We start from the raw sequence: 16,286 nt of genomic DNA, 5'->3' as shown, positions 1-16,286 counted from the left end.
GCACGTATTGCCTGTTTTAGGACAGCATCGTGAGGGTGCCGAGCAGACCCAGCAGGCTCAGACCCGAGATGATGTACGCCAGAATGTTGAAGGTCGTCATCTTCGAGGTGTACTTGGTGGTGTGACCGGCGTTCACCTTCGCCGAGTAGATGGCAAGCCAGATAGACACGCCTACCGGGATCAGACCCACGAGCAGTAGAGCAATCACCATGATGTTGGGGCTCAGACTCAGATTGGAGCTATAAGCAGAGGAGCTGTAATCGCCGGAGCTGGTCCTTGCCTCAGCGTGGAGTGCCGCGACCTGAATCCACGCGTAGAGGGTCAGCACCAGGGCACCCAGGGAGGCACCGAACGCGCCGATGGAGTAGAAGTAGCCGGGGCCGCGGAAGTCGCCGGTGGTCTCACCGTAGGGGCGGCGATGCTCAGTCGGCACCCGGTAGATGTCCGGGATGCGCTGGTAGCTGTCGTCGCGGTCGCGCACGTTAGCGGGTGCCACGCCCAGGGCGGGTGCGGGTGCTGCGCCGAGGGGAGCGCCGGGTGCGACGCCTGCAGGTACCGGCTGCGGGGAGTTTGCGTTGTTCTGCTCCGGGAAGGAGGGGGCGGGAATCTGGTTTTCCATGGTGTGTCCTTGAGTGGTCGTCATAGCGGCTGTGTAGCTACCGCGTCGTAGCGGCGGCGTCCCTATGACCGGCTATTCTGTATGACCGGCTACTTTGTGGCTCGTTTGGTGGCTCTGTGGTTGCTCTCGAATGTTGCCGGTGAGATTGAATGAACAATAACGCCGAACAACGATATCTACCCTTCGATACTACGGCATAGGGTGCGTTTTCGTCTTCTCTGATGGCGTTCTCATTACAATGCGGTCACCTGAGCGCCCTCGGGCACGCCGGTACGCCCCAGAGCAGACCGACAATGCAGACCGACAATTGGGCATAAAAATACCCGGCAGGTTATGCCGTGGGGCGTCCTGCCGGGTGGTAGAAACCTACCGCGGTTCTTCCTCTTAGAAACTTCTAAGCGATGTTTTACACACTAGGTCCTTTAGGGGGTCCCTTAGGGAACTTTGAATCACTCTCAAGCGTCCTTCTGGCTGCAAAAGTGACCAAAAGACCTCCTAAAATTGCACTTAGAATTGATACTGGATTAAAGAACTCCCCGTCTCTGGCAAATGAGATAATCACCCAGAACACCGGAACAATAGTGAGAAAAAATCCTAGTGTAAATATATTCTTCGTACGCATTGGACCTCTCCCAGGTTAAAGAGTGAGAGTGCAGGACACTGCTGCAACAGCTAGCGCAGCGGCAATTACTGCCGGACCTCCAAGGGCTTTTCCAAAACCACCAACAAATGCTGGCCCTAAAGCTCTTGCAATCGTGGAAGCAGCTAGCCCCCAATTCCAAGCAGAAATTGCGGTTGTGTTTGTATTCCCACGTCACATAGTGACGTATCTTACGTTATTACTCAGCAGTCTATCAGAGAGTCTCCTCAGATGAAACACGTAAATTTACATTACATGAAAAATATGCTTCTTCTGTCATACACACTCTCAGTGGCGGGTCCGCTGCCGCATCTCATCGCGCGGTCGAGGCCCATGATGGTGGCCACCACGCCGGTACGCCCCGGAACGGACCGAATTTGGGCATAAAAATACCCGGCAGGTGACGCCGTGGGGCGTCCTGCCGGGTGGTAGAAACCTACCGCGGTTCTTCCTCTGGATTGGAACCGATTATCACCGCCGCACCCCATACGGGATAGCGGACGGCTGGGAGATTGTGGAGATGCGGGGAATCGAACCCCGGTCCGATGTGGCGTCAACGGGGCTTCTCCGTGCGCAGTTTATGCGAACGCTACTTTTCGGCTCCGGTACTTGCATAAACACATATACCGACGAACCTAGTCACGTAAAAGTCCCGCCAGCCCCCGCAACAAGGGCTAGCAGCAGTGGCCTTTTAAGTCGATGCCGGTAACTGAGCCAAAGGCATGCTCAGGCCGACAGACGGCAACTCGCGCTTAGGCAGCGAGTGCGAAGTCAGTGCGCTTAGATTCTGCACTTAATTTTTTGCAGAGGGCGTTAACGAGATAACCCTGCATCCTCGGCACGCTTCACCCATCTCAACTCACATCGTCGAAACCGATCATCCCCATATGCTTTTATCAAAAAGCCCACCGTCTTCTGAAAGTTTTCCTCGACATACCTTGATGCCGCGGTGCCATTCAAACACGGTAGAGATTCAGTATATCCGAGGTGTTTAACGGCGTGCAAGTTCCCCCACCCCACACACACGGCGCTCTCACTGACAGAGAACACCTGTAGAGGCCCCTGCGGGCGCGCCTCCACCGCACACACCCGAATCAACGGCGGGCGCTAAAATCCCGGGCGTAGGAAATCATGGGCACAGAAAACGGGGTGAGGCGCCCCAGATTGTCTGGGAGCCTCACCCCGCTCGCGTACCGTGCTAGACGGTCAAACCTTAGCGGTGAGCCGGAACAGTCATGCGGTTGTTCGGGTTGTCACCAATCTGGCAGACCACGTTACCGTGACCGTCATCGGTACCAACCTCAAGGCACTTCTCAGTAGTCTGGAAGAAGGAAATGTATACGAAAAGCATGGAAATCGAAATCAGGACGGACACCGCACCGGTGATAATACCGGTCAGCGCGAATGCCTTACCCGCGCCAACTTCCTTAGTCTTTTTCAGGGACAGCGCGCCCAGAATGATTGCGGCAATACCCAGCAGAATACCAAACACGAGGAAACCGGTCAGCACAGCCGCAATACCGAGAATCATCGCCGCCAGCGCCATGCCGGGAGCCTTCTTCGTCACGGGAGCCGCGTACGGGTAACCCGCGGGCTGGCCGTAACCGTATGCATCCTGCTGGGGCTGCTGCTGGTAGGAGTTCTGCTGGTAGTTGTAGTCAGCGGGCTGTGCCTGGTAGGAGGCGTCCTGACCGTAACCGTACTGGTTCTGCTGCGCGGTCTGAGCCTGGTAGGAAGCATCCTGGCCGTAGCCGTACTGCTGCTGCGCGGGCTGCGCCTGACCGTAGGTGTTCTGCGCTGCAGCACCCTGAGCGGCGTTCTGGCCATAAGCATTCTGAGAAGAAGACTGCGCACCGAACTGACCGTACTGGTTCTGCTGGGGCGCGTTCTGCGCAGCAGTGTTCTGCTGAGTCTGGCCGTAGCTGTTCTGAGCGGATGCGTTCTGACCGTAATCCTGGCCGTAAGTGTTCTGCGCTGCAGGAGCCTGGCCGTAATCCTGACCGTACGAGCTCTGGGCGGAAGAATTAGGCTGCTGAGCAGCGTAGGGGTTCTGTGCGTTCCCCTGGTTGTTTCCGTAGTTATTCTCAGACATCCGTCGTTCTTTCCTTCACAGTTGCAGCGAACAATTTATACTCGCCCAACGCACCATTGCGCGCTGAGTTCGGTTCCATTATATAAATAAGCCGTCATTTGGGTCATCTGTGAAGTCCAAGATTTCAGATTCAGCCCCCAGAATCCACCAATCGGGCAGATTCAGCGCCGAAAAAGAGCAAGGGACCGAATAGTTCAACACTATTCGGTCCCTCAACGTTTCGAAAACTCAACGCGACTTAGCGGCGGACAGCCTTATATTCCTTAGGGCTCATGGTCATAGTCTCGCCATGAATGGTGCACACGTAGTTACCGTTCGAATCCGGCTCGGCATTCTCAGCGCACTCGCTGAGCATACCAATGCCGATCAAACCCAGAACCAGCACAACAACAGCAACAATCATGCCCAGCGCACCGGTGACAATACCACCAATCGCCATGCCCTTACCGGAGGCAGTACCATTCTTCACCTTCACCAGGGCAACAATACCCAGAATCACGCCAACCAGACCCAGCACGCCACCGAAAATCAGCCAGCCAGTCAGCAGACCAATAATACCCAGAATCAGCGAAGCAATCGCCAGCGCCGAGCTCGGGGTCGGCTGGTAGCCGGGGTAGCCACCCTGCATGTTGTATGCGGGTGCCTGCTGCGGTGCGGGAATGAACTCGCCCGGGTTCTGCTGGTAGTTCGGGTTCTCAGACATGTGTCTCCTCATAAAGTATGGTGCTCGCGGTACGCTACGAATTTCCAACCATTATACGCGAGGAAACGCTCCCAGACCCCAGCCGCAGTCACCAGCTAGACAGGGACCGGCCAGATAGGTCCCGGATAGCCAGGGACCGGATAGCCAGGGACCGGCTAGCCAGGGACCGGATAGCCAGGGACCGGCTAGACAGGCCCCTGCCCTTGTCTCAGCTCTAGCCGAGGTTGCGGTAACGCATCGCGCGGCGCGCCTCCAGGTCATCCTGACGCTCACGCAACGCCTGACGCTTATCGTACTCACGCTTACCGGTCGCCAAAGCAATCTCAACCTTCGCGCGGCCATTCGAGAAGTACAGCTTCAACGGAACCACCGTGTAACCGGTCTCCTTCAGCTTCTGCGCCAACTTATTAATCTCAGAACGATGCAGCAGCAGCTTACGGCGACGACGAGCCGCATGGTTCGTCCACGTACCGTAACCGTACTCCGCAATATGAATACCCTCGAGCCACAACTCGTTATCGGTCACCTGGCAGAAACCATCCACAATGGACGCCCCACCATCACGCAGAGACTTCACCTCAGTACCCAGCAGAACAATGCCCGCCTCATAGGTATCCACAATGTTGTAGTTGTGGCGAGCCTTCTTGTTCTGGGCAATAATCGCGTTATTCGGGTCCTTCTTCGCGTCTTTCTTCTTTTTCTGAGCCATCACTCAATCCTTATACGTCTTAGCTCTCTTCAGCCGCGCGCCCCGAAGCGCGCCAGCGAATACCAGCATCAATAAAGGCGTTCAAACCGCCGTCCAAAACATTAGAGGCATTACCCTCCTCGTAGCCGGTACGCAGATCCTTCACCATCTGGTACGGATGCAGAACATAGGAACGCATCTGATCGCCCCAGCTTGCCTTAATGTCACCGGCAAGCTCCTTCTTCTTCGCGTCCTCCTGCTCCTTGCGCAACAGTAGCAGGCGAGACTGCAGCACGCGCAAAGCCGCCGCACGGTTCTGCAACTGCGACTTCTCATTCTGCATCGACACCACAATACCGGTCGGCAAGTGAGTCATACGCACCGCCGAATCCGTCGTATTCACCGACTGACCACCCGGGCCCGACGAGCGGAACACATCCACTTTAATCTCAGACTCGGGAATCTCAATAGCATCCGTCTGCTCAATCAGAGGAATCACCTCAACCGCCGCGAACGACGTCTGGCGGCGGCCCTGATTATCGAACGGCGAAATACGCACCAGGCGGTGAGTACCCGCTTCCACCGACAGGCGACCAAAAGCGTACGGCGCATTCACCTCAAAGGTCACCGACTTCAGGCCCGCCTCCTCAGCGTAGGAGGTGTCCAGAACCTTCGTCGGGTAGCCGTTCTTCTCCGCCCAACGCAGGTACATGCGCAGCAGCATCTCCGCGAAATCAGCGGCATCCACGCCACCGGCGCCCGAACGGATCGTCACCACAGCCTCACGCTGGTCGTACTCACCCGAGAGCAGCACCAGCACCTCAAGCTCTTCCAGCTTGGCGCGGATCTCACCGCACTCACGCTCAGCATCAGCGAGCAGCTCGGCGGCAATCTCCTCATCCTCCGCTTCGGCAAGCTCCACCATCACCTCAACATCATCAATGCGAGAAGACAGCGAACGCAGACGATTCAGCTCCGACTGCTTATACGACAGTGCACTCGTCACCTTCTGCGCGTTCTCCACGTCATCCCACAAATCGGGTGCGGCAGCCTGCGCAGACAGGTCCTCAATGGCGCGCTCAATCCCCTCAATATCGCTCACAGCAGCAATAGAGTCGAAAATCGCGCGAAGCTCTTTAATCTCAGCAGAAAAGTCGAAGGATGCCATAGCTTTTAACACTATCGCGAAACGGCCAGAAAGTCCCGCCGTTACAGCCCGCAACAGCCCACAGCGCAGAAGGATGGGGCAGATAGCGGGCAACGAAGACGTAAAAGAAGGCATAAAACGAGGGCACATCCGCTAGCCGTTACACTACCTTGCGGATGCACCCTCGCAGTCTATGGGGCTCACAACGCCTCTAATCGGTGGACGGGCCCTGACTCGTCTTCAAACGCGACGAACCATGAGCGGTCACCTCAATACCATCAGGCACCAGAATCGACAGCAGCGGCGGACGAATACGAGCCGACAGGTACACGTGCACGCTGTGGTCAGAATCCACGGACACATTCTCCAGACGCAACGCATGAAAATCCTGCCCCGGCTGAACCTCCGCCAGGTACGCGCTCGCATACTCCCACGCTGCCGAACTGTTCGCCTCCTCCGGAGTGCGGATCGTGCGGGTAATCGAGTTCGCCTGAGCATCCGCCATATCCTGCAGATGCTGAGTCTGCAGATACGCGCCGGTAATTGCCACCGTCACCGAACCGATGAGCAGAAGCAACGCCAGCATGCCCACAATCAACGGGGCGATACTGCCCTCTTCCGGGCCTGAGGCAAGAGGCTCAGAGGCAAGCGAGTCAGAGGCGAGCGCCCGGCTCTGCACACTGGCTCGAATTTTCATGTGGGCTCGAGTGAGCAGGTGGGCACGCGTCGGCGAACCATTAGGATTCAGCATGACCAGACCCCCAACTCGTCGCATGAGAACTCACCGGAATCACGCCGCCACCCATAAACGAAGGCAGCAGCGGCAAACGCGCCTGAACCGTCACCGTGGCGTACGCCTTCGTACCTGAGACGCATTCCCCCGACGCACAGCTCAACGACACGCTCACATCGGAGGGCTCAACCCCGTAATCCGCGGCAGCATGCACCGCCAGACGCTGAGCCAAATCCGGGCCCACCGACGAATCCTGCGGTTGCTCCTGCACGTACAGCACCACCTGGGCGCTCGCCGCATGAGCCGCCATCACCGAAGACTGCAAACTAAAAACCGTCAGAACGCCGTAGAGCACCGGGATGAGCAGAGTAATACCCAGACCCAGGAACTCCACAATGGCGCTACCCTCTTCGGGGCTGTGCTGGCTAGTAAGACGCCGGTCAGACCGGCTCCTCAGACGTTCCTTCACACGCTGCCGAAGCGAAAAGCCACTAATCACCGGAACGATGCTCCGCATAAATCGCATGCCCCTTCACCTCAATAGAATCCGGAAAACCCCACGGACCCAGCACCGGCAACGGAGACTTCACCGTCACCTCCAAAGTGCGCACACCCGTAGAATCACTACTCTGACGGTACGAAATGTTCTCAGCATACGAAGACGGAAGAGCCCCCTCAATCAGCTGACGGGTACGCTCCATGCCCTCCTGCGGAGTGCGGTCACGCATCGTACCGTAACGTGCCCCAGCCGCTGCAGCATCCACCAACATGGTTCGTGTGTACAGGGCGAAAGAAACCTGCAGAATCGCCATGGTCAGCAACACTAACAGGGCACCGACCATGACGAATTCCGTGCTGGCGTCACCGCGCTCGCTATCCTCCACAGAATGTTCCGCGGAGGAGAGCTCAGCGGCAGTCAGCTCAGAAGCGAAGCGGGGCATACGCATTACTGGTGAACCAGAGCAATCGCGTCATTGAACATCTTGGTCAGAGCGGGCTGAGCAATCGCCAGGATAGCGGCAACCAGCACGGCGCTCATCATGGTGATCATGACCCAACCGGGCACGTCGCCGCGCTCGGGGTCATCCTGCTTGTTCTTCAGGCGCAGAGCCAGCACGGATGCGACAGCCAGGGCGATCAGCACGGTGAGGGTGGTGCGGAAACGACGGAACATGATTTTCTCCTTCAATCAAAGGGTGTAGTGTGTGGTTGGTGCGGCGCACCGGGCAATCAGCCCAGCCCACCGCGGCGCGGCCGGTACGGTGTGTACCCGCCGCAAAATCTAAAAGTTCAGACGCATGAGCGACAGGCCCGGGAAGACCGCAAAAATTACGGTCAGCGGCAGGATGAAAAACACCACCGGGGCAAGCATCGCAATCTCCTTCTTGCCTGCTGTTTCCATCAGCTCACGCTTAGCGTTATCGCGCACATCCTGAGCCTGCGCACGCAACACATCAGCAAGAGGGGTACCGCGCTCAATCGCAACAGCAATACCCTCAACGAAGCGGCTCAACGCCGGAACGCGAGTACGCTCCGCGAACTCCTGCAGCGCACTCAAGAGCGAAACGCCGGTGCGGGTCTGCGCCAAAATCTCAGAAAACTCACGAGCCAACTCGCCGCGAGAAGTCAAACAGATACGCTCCAAAGCCGCCAGCGCAGACTCACCCGCCGTCACCGACAGCGCCATCATCTCCGCCAGCGCCGGGAACTCAGCGACCAGCTGCTTCTCACGCTTAGTCACCGCCTCGCCCAGCCACCAGTCACGCGCCAGAAAGCCGCTCAAACCGCTCACCAGCACCAGCACAAGAGCCACCAGGATGGAGAAACGCTCCTGCACCACGCCGATAACAGTCAGGGCACTCATGACGGTCACCCCGGCAAGAGCCCACAGCAGCTGCTCAGCACGAAACGCGCTCACACTCTGCGAAGAGCCAGCCCGACGCAGACGCTCCTGCACCGAACTATCACTCAGCGACGAGCCGCTCAACGACGAAGACAACGAACGCAGAAGCGGCGCGCAGAACGCCGAAATCGCCTCCAGCAGGCTCGGCTCGCGGCGCTCCTGCTCCTTCAACAGCGACTCGCGCAGAGTCTCACCGCGCAGCTGCGACGCCACACGATCCGAGAACGAAATACTGCGAGTATTCAGCACCGATGAAAGAATCAGACCCACGCCGGTCGCCAACAGCAGACCAAAAATCAGAGGCAGGTTCACCCGAAAACCCTCCGTTCACGCGGCAACTCACCAATACGCAGCATCAGGCGGTACGCCGCCAAAGAAATAGCGGCGCCGGCAATCATCAGCATCGCACCGGCAAACGAGTTATAAACCATGCGCGCGGCAGGCTGAGTCGCCATCAGACACAGCACAAACCAGGGCGCCACGCAGGAAAGGCGAGCCGCATTTACGGTCCACGACTGACGCGCCAGAAGCTCCGAACGGGTACGCGCATTCTCACGCAGAAAATCACTCAGCGTACCCAGCAGCTTACCCAGGTCCGAACCGCCCACCTCGCGGGCAATCTTCAAAGCCTCAATGATGGTGTCCGCCACCGGGTCAGAGAGGTACTCCTTCAAACGGTTCAGCGACGGCACAAACTCACCCGACGCACGGTAATCACGCGAAAAATGAGCGAAAGCATCACGCAGCTCTTCCGGGCCGCGGTACGAGAGCTGAATCAACGCCTCCGGCAGGGACAAACCCGCACGAATCGCCGAACGCAGGTGGTCCACCGCATCCGGCCACAACTGCCAAATACGGGCATCCGCCGCGCGGGCACGATGATTCACGACCACGCGAGGCGCCACAAAACCACCAATCAGGCCCAGCAGACCCAGCGGCAGAAGCTGAGTAAGCATCAGCAGCAGAACCGACGCGCTCACGCCGCTGGCAACGCTCACCCACATGAACGTGCGTGGAGTCAGCGAATGCATACCCGCCTTACGCAGCGCCACAACCAGCGCCGGGTCGTTACTCGGCTTCGGCGGCTTGCCATTATCAGGAAAGCAGGAAAGGTAAATCAGGCAGACGCCCAACCCCAAAATCAGGCTCAGAAACAGAGGCATTACTGACCCGCCTTCGCCGCCGCCAGCACCTGCTCGGGGCGGTGACCGGCACGAATCCAACGGTCCGGGTTCGGCAGCTCCAACGCCACGCACACCATCTGACCGTCACGACGCACAAACAGCGGGGACATCTCAATCACGCCGTCCTCAACGCGACCGCCCAGCATGCTAATCTCTTCGACCTGACGCTGACCACGCGAATCGCGACCGCAATGCACCACAATGTCAAAGCAGGACGCCACGGTCGGCACCACGAACGCCGAGGAAATATTCTCACCCGCCAGCAGCGGCAGGGTACAAATCTTGGTCACCGCGTCACGCGCCGAGTTCGCGTGAATCGTGCACATACCCGGCAGACCCGCGTTGAGCGCAATGAGCATATCCAGGGATTCCGCCTCACGCACCTCGCCAATGAGGATGCGGTCCGGGCGCATACGCAGAGCCTCCTTGACCAGGCGGCGCAGCTCAATCGCACCGGTGCCTTCAAGGTTCGGCTGGCGGCACTGCAGACCCACCACATCGCGGAGCGGAACCGCGAGCTCAAAAATTTCTTCGCACGTAATCACGCGCTCACGCGGCGGAATAGATGCCGACAGGCAGTTCAGCATCGTGGTCTTACCCGCCTGGGTCGCACCCGACACAAGGATGTTCATGCCGCTCTCCACCGCCGCGTGCAGCAGGGATGCCGCGCCGGCACTCAGCGAGTTCATGCGCACCAGGTCGGGCAGGCGGCGGGCACGCACCACGAACTTACGGATGTTAATGCTCGTGTGCCTGCGGGTAATATCCGGAATCACCGCGTGCAAACGGGAGCCATCCGGCAGGGAGGCGTCAACAAACGGGGAGGAAAGGTCCACACGACGACCCGAAGGCTTGAGCATACGTTCCAGTAGGCTATTGATCGCCTCGGCGCTCAGGTGCAGGCCGGTCAATTCGCTTTCGCCGTTGCGGGCAATAAAGATTTCATCGGGAGAGTTGATCCAGATTTCTTCAACGCTCTCATCATCAAGGAACGGCTGAATCACGCCGAAGCCGCAGATTTCATCGTGCAGGCGCTGAATCACGGATTCGCGATCGCCCAAATCGGGCAGGGAGATGCGGGCGCGTCGCTGTTCGTAATCGTTCAGGTGCTCGTCAATGAGTCCGCGAACGGCGTGCTGGTCCTCGTGCGGGTCCAGGCTGCGGTGGCGCATTGCCTCACGGATATTTTCTTCGAGCAGAGTTAGATGCTCCGCCCGGATATCCAGTACGGTGTTCTCCATTGAAATGATCCGATGCTGTGCGTGGTGTGGTTGTGTGGAATACGGTGAAGCATTGATGCATCAATGCCATCATCACCTTACCCTCAGCGCATCAAATTTATCAAAATGTAATAAAACGCCCCTTAATATTTACGAGTATAGTATTTGAGTATTTTTGATGCACAGAATTGCACACATCGTTACCCAATGTGCATCAAAATCCAAAACGCCTAGTCAGCTGTGACTTGCAGAACAGTGGCGCGTGCACCTCTCGAACCGCCTACCGCTGCTCACCGTTATATTGCACGCGGTGCACACGTAACATTTCGTCTTAAAACCCCGCAGTCGCCGTCTGCCGCCCCTAGTACCCATGCCGCCCATGCCGAAACGTTAGAACCCTATCGAGCAACAGCAACTTCTCGGGTATAACTTTCGGGCACAGCAAAGGGGCGTGCACTCCCCCATCGGGAATACACGCCCCATCACCAGCAATCATCTAGCGGCTAGTCGCCGCCACGAATCACCTTCACGGCTTCCTTAATCGGACCGTCAAAACGCAGGTTACCGTGCTCCAGCACCACGCCGCGGTCACAAATCTTAGAAACCAGATCCAGGTCATGGCTCACAACGACAAGAGTCTTACCGGCAGAGCACAGCTCCTGAATCCTCGCAATACACTTCTTCTGGAACGGCTCATCGCCCACCGCAAGAATCTCATCCACCAGGAAGATATCCGGGTTCGTATGAACCGCAACCGAGAACGCCAGACGCAGGTACATACCCGAAGAGTAGAACTTCACCTCGGTATCGATAAAGTCGTGAATCTCAGCGAAATCCACAATCGAATCGAAGGAAGCCTCAATCTCCTCCTTGGACATACCCAAAATCGCGCCGTTGAGGTACACGTTATCGCGACCAGTCAGATCCGGGTGGAAACCAGCACCCACCTCAATCAGACCCGCAATATTGCCGCGAGTGAGAACCTCACCCTCATCGGCGCGCATCACGCCAGAAATCATCTTCAGCAGCGTGGACTTACCCGAGCCGTTCAGACCCAGAAGAGCCACACGCTCACCCTGACGAACATCCAGGCTCACACCGTTGAGCGCATTGAACTTTTCCGAAAGATCGCCCTTGCGGCCCTTAATCAGCCAAACAAAAGCTTCCTTCATCGAACGGGTGTGGCGCAGAACGAAGCGCTTCACCAAATTCTCCACGTGAATCACCACGGGAGCGTCCGGGCTCACCGGCGGGAACTCAAGCTTCTTAATATCCACAGAATCAGAGCTCCTGGGCGAAGTTGCCCTCAAACTTACGGAAGAGCAAATCACCAATCAAAACGGTCAGCAGAGAAATGCCAATGGCAATCGGAGTCCAGAAGCTGAAGAGATGCGGAACCACCTGCGAAGCAGGGAGCGCCAAATCCTCAGGACGGAGCGTCGGATGCCAGAAGCCATAGTGGAACAGCTCCACCGCAACGGTCAGCGGGTTAAGCATGAACACGTTGAACACCCACGGGTACAGGGTGTCACGCACCATGGTCCAGGAGTACAGCACCGGCGAGAACCAGGTAGCCACCATCAGCAGCATGTCCACAATGTTCTCCGAATCGCGGAAGAACACGTTAGCCACACCGAAAATCAGACCCAGACCATAGGACAACAGCATCACGATGAGCATGCCCGCCAGAATCGACCCAAACGCCAGGAAGGTCGGGGACCAACCCACCAAGAAGCAGGCCAGCAACATCACGGCGATCTGAGGCACAAAATGCACCAGAGCCACCCACACCGTCGACAGCGAGAACAGCTCACGCGGCAGGTAAATCTTACGAATCAGCGCGCTGTTAACCACCATGGCGCGAGCACCATTGCCAAAACCCTCCGAGAAGAAGTTAATGGCAATCATGCCCGAGAACAGGTACACCGCATAGTTGTGCATACCGCGTTCCAAGCCAAGGAACATACCCATGGCAATGTAGAACACCAGGAACTGCACACCCGGCTTAATGTACGACCACAAAATGCCCAGCACCGAGCCGCGGTAGCGGACCTGGATTTCCTTATCGACCAGCAGTCGAAGCAGGTAGCGGTTCTTCACCGCATCCAGGATGCCGCGCCCACGGCCGGGCGCCTTCAGGGGAACAGACTTCAGATCGTTCATCGGGTCAGCTCAGAATCCGTATGCTCAGCGAAGGTCTTAGCCCACGCATCGTAGGAGGCAACCTCAGCAGCCTTCGCACGGTACTGCTCACGCAGCTTATCCCAGCCGGTCACCAGCTGAACGTGCAGCTTAGCGGCCTGAGCCAGCTTCGACTTGAGCTGCTCGGGGTCGCGGCGGTACCAGAACAGACCGGTACCCTCAGCGTTAGTCGCCAGAGCCGAATCGAACTTCGACAGGGTCCACCAGTTCGTCTCACCGTAGTTCAACTGAATCTGCGGGTGAGCCTTCGCCTCTTCACTCACCGGCTTGAACAGCTGACGAGCAACAGTCTTCGCGGTCCACGAAGCAAGCTTCTTGTAACCGGGGGATGCGAAGGAACGGCGACCACGGAACGGAGGCTTCTTCGTCTGAATAGCCGGGAAGTCATCCACGTTCGGCTTCACCTGAGACTCCGGGTACTCCTGAGCCATCGCACGAATCACCGGCAGACGCTGCGAGAGCGAGGGGTGCAGGTGCTCGGGGCCGGAGAGCAGATCCTCCAGCGCCATCAAGCGGCCAGCCTCGGTGTAGTACTGCATGGACAGGGTGTGCTTGACGTCCAAGAACAGGGACTCCAGCAGCACGCGGCCACCCTTATCGAAGGGCGAGTGCAGCAGCGCCGTAATGAGGCGGTTGCGCTCGTGGTAGTACGCCTGCCAGCCGACGGAGTCATCCTTATCAGTCCAGGACACGTGCCACACGCCCGCACCGGGGAAGGACACGGTAGCGAAGCCCGCAGCCTTAGCGCGCAGACCGTACTCAGCGTCATCCCACTTCAGGAACAGGGGCAGAGACAGACCGATTTCCTTAATGACGGTGGTCGGGATGAGGCACATCCACCAACCGTTGTAGTCCACGTCCACGCGGCGGTGCAGCCACGGGGTGTTACGCAGGTTGTGGTGGCCCAGGTTGTGGCCCATCGCCATATCTTCGTGCGGCTTAGCGTAGAAGTTACGCCACGGGTCAACAACCTCACCGAATGCGTGCAGGACCGAACGGTCGAACATGTCGAACATGTGCGCACCCACGATGGTGGGTTCCTTACAGTAGTTCGCGAAGGTCACCATACGCAGAATCGACTCGGGCTCAACGATGACGTCGTCATCGAGCAGAAGCACGTAGTCGGAGCCGTTGTTGACAGCCTCGAACATGCCGCGCGAGAAGCCGCCGGAACCACCCAGGTTGCCCTGGTTGATAATGCGGAACTTACCGGAGAGGGGCTTGACGACCTCTTCGAAGTCCTCGTGGTCCTGCACCTTCTGGGTGCCCTGATCCACAATCAGGAACTCGTGCACAGCATCGAAAATCTCGGGGCTCTCACCCAGAGCACGAATGTTGTTGATGCAGTACTCCACCTTGTTCATGGTGGTAATCTGCACGGTCGCCTGACCGGCCTTCACGTCTGCGCGGGGCTCAATGTCGCCCAGCCAGTTCGCTTCAATCAGCTCAAGGTCGCCGGTGCCAGCCAGGTCGAACCAGTACCAGCCGCCGTCACCGAACGGTGCCAGGGGCAGGGTGAAGGTGTTGGTCTCCTCGCCGGAGAGCAGCTTCGCATCCACGCGCTGAATCACACCACGGCCATTGGACTTGTACACAATGACCATGCCCTCGCCGCGAGTCTGAACGCTCAGAACGACCTTCTTCAGGTCGGTCCAGCGGCGCCAGTACGAGGCGGGGAACGCGTTGAAGTACGTACCGAAAGACAAGCTCTGACCCGCGTTCACGGTGATGGAGCGGCGGCTGTTCAGGCTGTTCGCGGCATCACGGTTCGCGCTGGCACTCGACACAGACTGACCGGAGGTGTTCATCGCCTCCGCAATGGAGGTGGAAGCGTCACCGTCAATACGGGTGGGCAGCTGAACGCCGGTTGCAACGCTCGCATCCACGTACAGGGGAACAACGTCGGTCTCAACTGCGCTCGGGAAAATAACCCGCTGCAGGTTCTTCAAAGTCTTATCAGCCATGGTTATGCGTCAACACCACCGGACTCGAGCTTCGCACCGTCAGCAAAGTGCGGGCGGATCTTGTTGTCGAACATGGACAGTGCAGCACCGATAGCCATGTGCATATCCAGGTACTTGTAGGTACCCAGGCGGCCACCGAACAGCACATTGTTCTCGCCCTTAGCCAGGTCGCGGTACGCCAGCAGCTTCTCACGGTCCACGGAGGTGTTGACCGGGTAGTACGGCTCGTCGCCCTTGTCAGCGAAGCGAGAGTACTCGCGCATGATGACGGTTGCGTCCTTGGTGTAGTCACGCTCGGGGTGGAAGTGACGGAACTCGTGGATGCGAGTGAACGGAACATCAGCATCGGGGTAGTTCATCACGGAGCAACCCTGGAAGTCCTCAATCGGCAGGACTTCTTCTTCCAGGTCGATGGTACGCCAGGACAGGTCGCCCTCAGCGTAGTCGAAGTAGCGGTCAACCGGGCCGGTGTAGACCACGGGAATCTGACCCAGAACGTTCTCGCGAGAGTACTGGTGACCGGGCTCGAAGAAGTCAGTGTTCAGGTGCACCTCAATGTTCGGGTGCGCCGCCATACGCTCCAGCCATGCTGCGTAGCCGTCAACGGGCAGACCCTCGTACTTGTCGTTGAAGTAACGGTTGTCGTAGGTGTAGCGAACCGGCAGGCGGGAAATGATGGACGCGGGCAGCTCTTCCGGCGGGGTCTGCCACTGCTTAGCGGTGTAGTGCTTGATGAACGCCTCGTACAGGGGGCGACCAATCAGGGAGATACCCTTATCGTTCAGGTTCTGCGGGTCGGTACCAGCCAGCTCGCCAGCCTGCTCAGCGATGAGCGCCTTTGCCTCTGCGGGAGAGTAAGCGGCGTTGAAGAACTGGTTGATGGTACCCAGGTTAATGGGCATGGGGTACACGATGCCGTTGTGGCGGGTGTACACGCGGTGTACGTAGTTGGTGAACTCGGTGAAACGGTTCACGTACTCCCAGACACGCTCATTGGAGGTGTGGAACAGGTGCGCACCGTAGCGGTGCACCTCAATACCGGTCTGCTTCTCCTTCTCGCTGTATGCGTTACCACCGATGTGGGAACGGCGGTCCAGCAGGGCAACCTTCAGGCCCAGCTCAGTGGCAGCCTGTTCTGCGATGGTCAGACCAAAGAGGCCCGAACCGACTACTACGAGGTCAGCGGTCAAT

The 16,286-nt window shown here is 58.1% G+C and carries 16 protein-coding genes and 1 other RNA gene; all 17 read right to left on the bottom strand.

Annotated elements, in window-relative coordinates:
* Nucleotides 1-16: 16 nt before the first annotated feature.
* The gene (locus tag ACP3RB_RS02390) at nt 17-619 is read right to left on the bottom strand and encodes a hypothetical protein (RefSeq protein WP_426699319.1); all 603 of its coding nucleotides are present in this window, start codon (nt 617-619) and stop codon (nt 17-19) included.
* Between the two features lie 1,152 nt (nt 620-1,771).
* Nucleotides 1,772-2,144: a transfer-messenger RNA gene (gene ssrA / locus ACP3RB_RS02385) on the bottom strand.
* Nucleotides 2,145-2,472: 328 nt separating this feature from the next.
* Nucleotides 2,473-3,351, bottom strand: coding sequence for a DUF4190 domain-containing protein (locus ACP3RB_RS02380; RefSeq protein ID WP_426699318.1), 879 nt, complete (start codon nt 3,349-3,351; stop codon nt 2,473-2,475).
* A 238-nt stretch (nt 3,352-3,589) separates the two neighbouring features.
* Nucleotides 3,590-4,054, bottom strand: a complete 465-nt coding sequence (locus tag ACP3RB_RS02375; protein ID WP_311452100.1) for a DUF4190 domain-containing protein — start codon at nt 4,052-4,054, stop codon at nt 3,590-3,592.
* 214 nt (nt 4,055-4,268) lie between these two features.
* Entirely contained in the window at nt 4,269-4,763 is a 495-nt protein-coding gene (gene smpB / locus ACP3RB_RS02370; protein ID WP_005508591.1) for an SsrA-binding protein SmpB, read from the bottom strand.
* Between the two features lie 19 nt (nt 4,764-4,782).
* Complete coding sequence (gene prfB, locus ACP3RB_RS02365) at nt 4,783-5,910, bottom strand: peptide chain release factor 2 (RefSeq protein WP_426699317.1); 1,128 nt, start codon at nt 5,908-5,910, stop codon at nt 4,783-4,785.
* Nucleotides 5,911-6,100: 190 nt separating this feature from the next.
* On the bottom strand, nt 6,101-6,664 hold the full coding sequence (locus ACP3RB_RS02360; protein WP_426699316.1) for a pilus assembly protein TadG-related protein: 564 nt from the start codon (nt 6,662-6,664) through the stop codon (nt 6,101-6,103).
* A complete protein-coding gene (locus ACP3RB_RS02355) occupies nt 6,627-7,091 on the bottom strand; it encodes a pilus assembly protein TadE (protein ID WP_426699315.1) in 465 nt (154 codons plus the stop codon). Before ACP3RB_RS02355 ends, ACP3RB_RS02360 begins: the two co-directional genes overlap by 38 nt.
* 22 nt (nt 7,092-7,113) lie before the next feature.
* Nucleotides 7,114-7,563, bottom strand: coding sequence for a TadE family protein (locus ACP3RB_RS02350; protein WP_399548223.1), 450 nt, complete (start codon nt 7,561-7,563; stop codon nt 7,114-7,116).
* A 5-nt stretch (nt 7,564-7,568) separates the two neighbouring features.
* Nucleotides 7,569-7,796 carry a hypothetical protein gene (locus ACP3RB_RS02345; protein ID WP_070676030.1) on the bottom strand — a complete coding sequence of 76 codons (228 nt, stop codon included), beginning with the start codon at nt 7,794-7,796 and terminating at the stop codon, nt 7,569-7,571.
* Between the two features lie 108 nt (nt 7,797-7,904).
* The gene (locus ACP3RB_RS02340) at nt 7,905-8,837 is read right to left on the bottom strand and encodes a type II secretion system F family protein (RefSeq protein ID WP_049345773.1); all 933 of its coding nucleotides are present in this window, start codon (nt 8,835-8,837) and stop codon (nt 7,905-7,907) included.
* The gene (locus ACP3RB_RS02335; protein WP_296702262.1) at nt 8,834-9,688 is read right to left on the bottom strand and encodes a type II secretion system F family protein; all 855 of its coding nucleotides are present in this window, start codon (nt 9,686-9,688) and stop codon (nt 8,834-8,836) included. The genes ACP3RB_RS02340 and ACP3RB_RS02335 overlap by 4 nt, the downstream gene beginning before the upstream one ends.
* Nucleotides 9,688-10,950, bottom strand: a complete 1,263-nt coding sequence (locus ACP3RB_RS02330; RefSeq protein WP_311468764.1) for a CpaF family protein — start codon at nt 10,948-10,950, stop codon at nt 9,688-9,690. The genes ACP3RB_RS02335 and ACP3RB_RS02330 overlap by 1 nt, the downstream gene beginning before the upstream one ends.
* A gap of 482 nt (nt 10,951-11,432) precedes the next feature.
* Nucleotides 11,433-12,206 (bottom strand): ABC transporter ATP-binding protein, encoded by a 774-nt coding sequence (locus ACP3RB_RS02325; protein WP_303978078.1) that lies wholly within the window; start codon nt 12,204-12,206, stop codon nt 11,433-11,435.
* Nucleotides 12,207-12,210: 4 nt separating this feature from the next.
* Nucleotides 12,211-13,092 (bottom strand): ABC transporter permease, encoded by an 882-nt coding sequence (locus tag ACP3RB_RS02320; protein ID WP_304193492.1) that lies wholly within the window; start codon nt 13,090-13,092, stop codon nt 12,211-12,213.
* Nucleotides 13,089-15,095, bottom strand: a complete 2,007-nt coding sequence (locus ACP3RB_RS02315; protein WP_315260497.1) for a glycosyltransferase — start codon at nt 15,093-15,095, stop codon at nt 13,089-13,091. Before ACP3RB_RS02315 ends, ACP3RB_RS02320 begins: the two co-directional genes overlap by 4 nt.
* Nucleotides 15,096-15,097: 2 nt before the next feature.
* A complete protein-coding gene (gene glf / locus ACP3RB_RS02310) occupies nt 15,098-16,285 on the bottom strand; it encodes a UDP-galactopyranose mutase (protein ID WP_426699314.1) in 1,188 nt (395 codons plus the stop codon).
* Between the last annotated feature and the right edge of the window lies 1 nt (nt 16,286).

It is taken from the genome of Rothia mucilaginosa (assembly GCF_049990865.1).
GTDB classification, from domain to species: Bacteria; Actinomycetota; Actinomycetes; order Actinomycetales; family Micrococcaceae; genus Rothia; species Rothia mucilaginosa_I.
This window is presented reverse-complemented; position numbering and strand designations above follow the sequence as displayed.

Excerpts from the sequence above, each read along its gene's own strand:
- ACP3RB_RS02390 (WP_426699319.1), bottom strand. The coding sequence starts at position 619 with ATGGAAAACCAGATTCCCGCCCCCTCCTTCCCGGAGCAGAACAACGCA.
- ACP3RB_RS02380 (WP_426699318.1), bottom strand. The coding sequence starts at position 3,351 with ATGTCTGAGAATAACTACGGAAACAACCAGGGGAACGCACAGAACCCC.
- ACP3RB_RS02375 (WP_311452100.1), bottom strand. The coding sequence starts at position 4,054 with ATGTCTGAGAACCCGAACTACCAGCAGAACCCGGGCGAGTTCATTCCC.
- smpB (WP_005508591.1), bottom strand. The coding sequence starts at position 4,763 with ATGGCTCAGAAAAAGAAGAAAGACGCGAAGAAGGACCCGAATAACGCG.
- prfB (WP_426699317.1), bottom strand. The coding sequence starts at position 5,910 with ATGGCATCCTTCGACTTTTCTGCTGAGATTAAAGAGCTTCGCGCGATT.
- ACP3RB_RS02360 (WP_426699316.1), bottom strand. The coding sequence starts at position 6,664 with ATGCGACGAGTTGGGGGTCTGGTCATGCTGAATCCTAATGGTTCGCCG.
- ACP3RB_RS02350 (WP_399548223.1), bottom strand. The coding sequence starts at position 7,563 with ATGCCCCGCTTCGCTTCTGAGCTGACTGCCGCTGAGCTCTCCTCCGCG.
- ACP3RB_RS02345 (WP_070676030.1), bottom strand. The coding sequence starts at position 7,796 with ATGTTCCGTCGTTTCCGCACCACCCTCACCGTGCTGATCGCCCTGGCT.
- ACP3RB_RS02335 (WP_296702262.1), bottom strand. The coding sequence starts at position 9,688 with ATGCCTCTGTTTCTGAGCCTGATTTTGGGGTTGGGCGTCTGCCTGATT.
- ACP3RB_RS02330 (WP_311468764.1), bottom strand. The coding sequence starts at position 10,950 with ATGGAGAACACCGTACTGGATATCCGGGCGGAGCATCTAACTCTGCTC.
- ACP3RB_RS02320 (WP_304193492.1), bottom strand. The coding sequence starts at position 13,092 with ATGAACGATCTGAAGTCTGTTCCCCTGAAGGCGCCCGGCCGTGGGCGC.
- ACP3RB_RS02315 (WP_315260497.1), bottom strand. The coding sequence starts at position 15,095 with ATGGCTGATAAGACTTTGAAGAACCTGCAGCGGGTTATTTTCCCGAGC.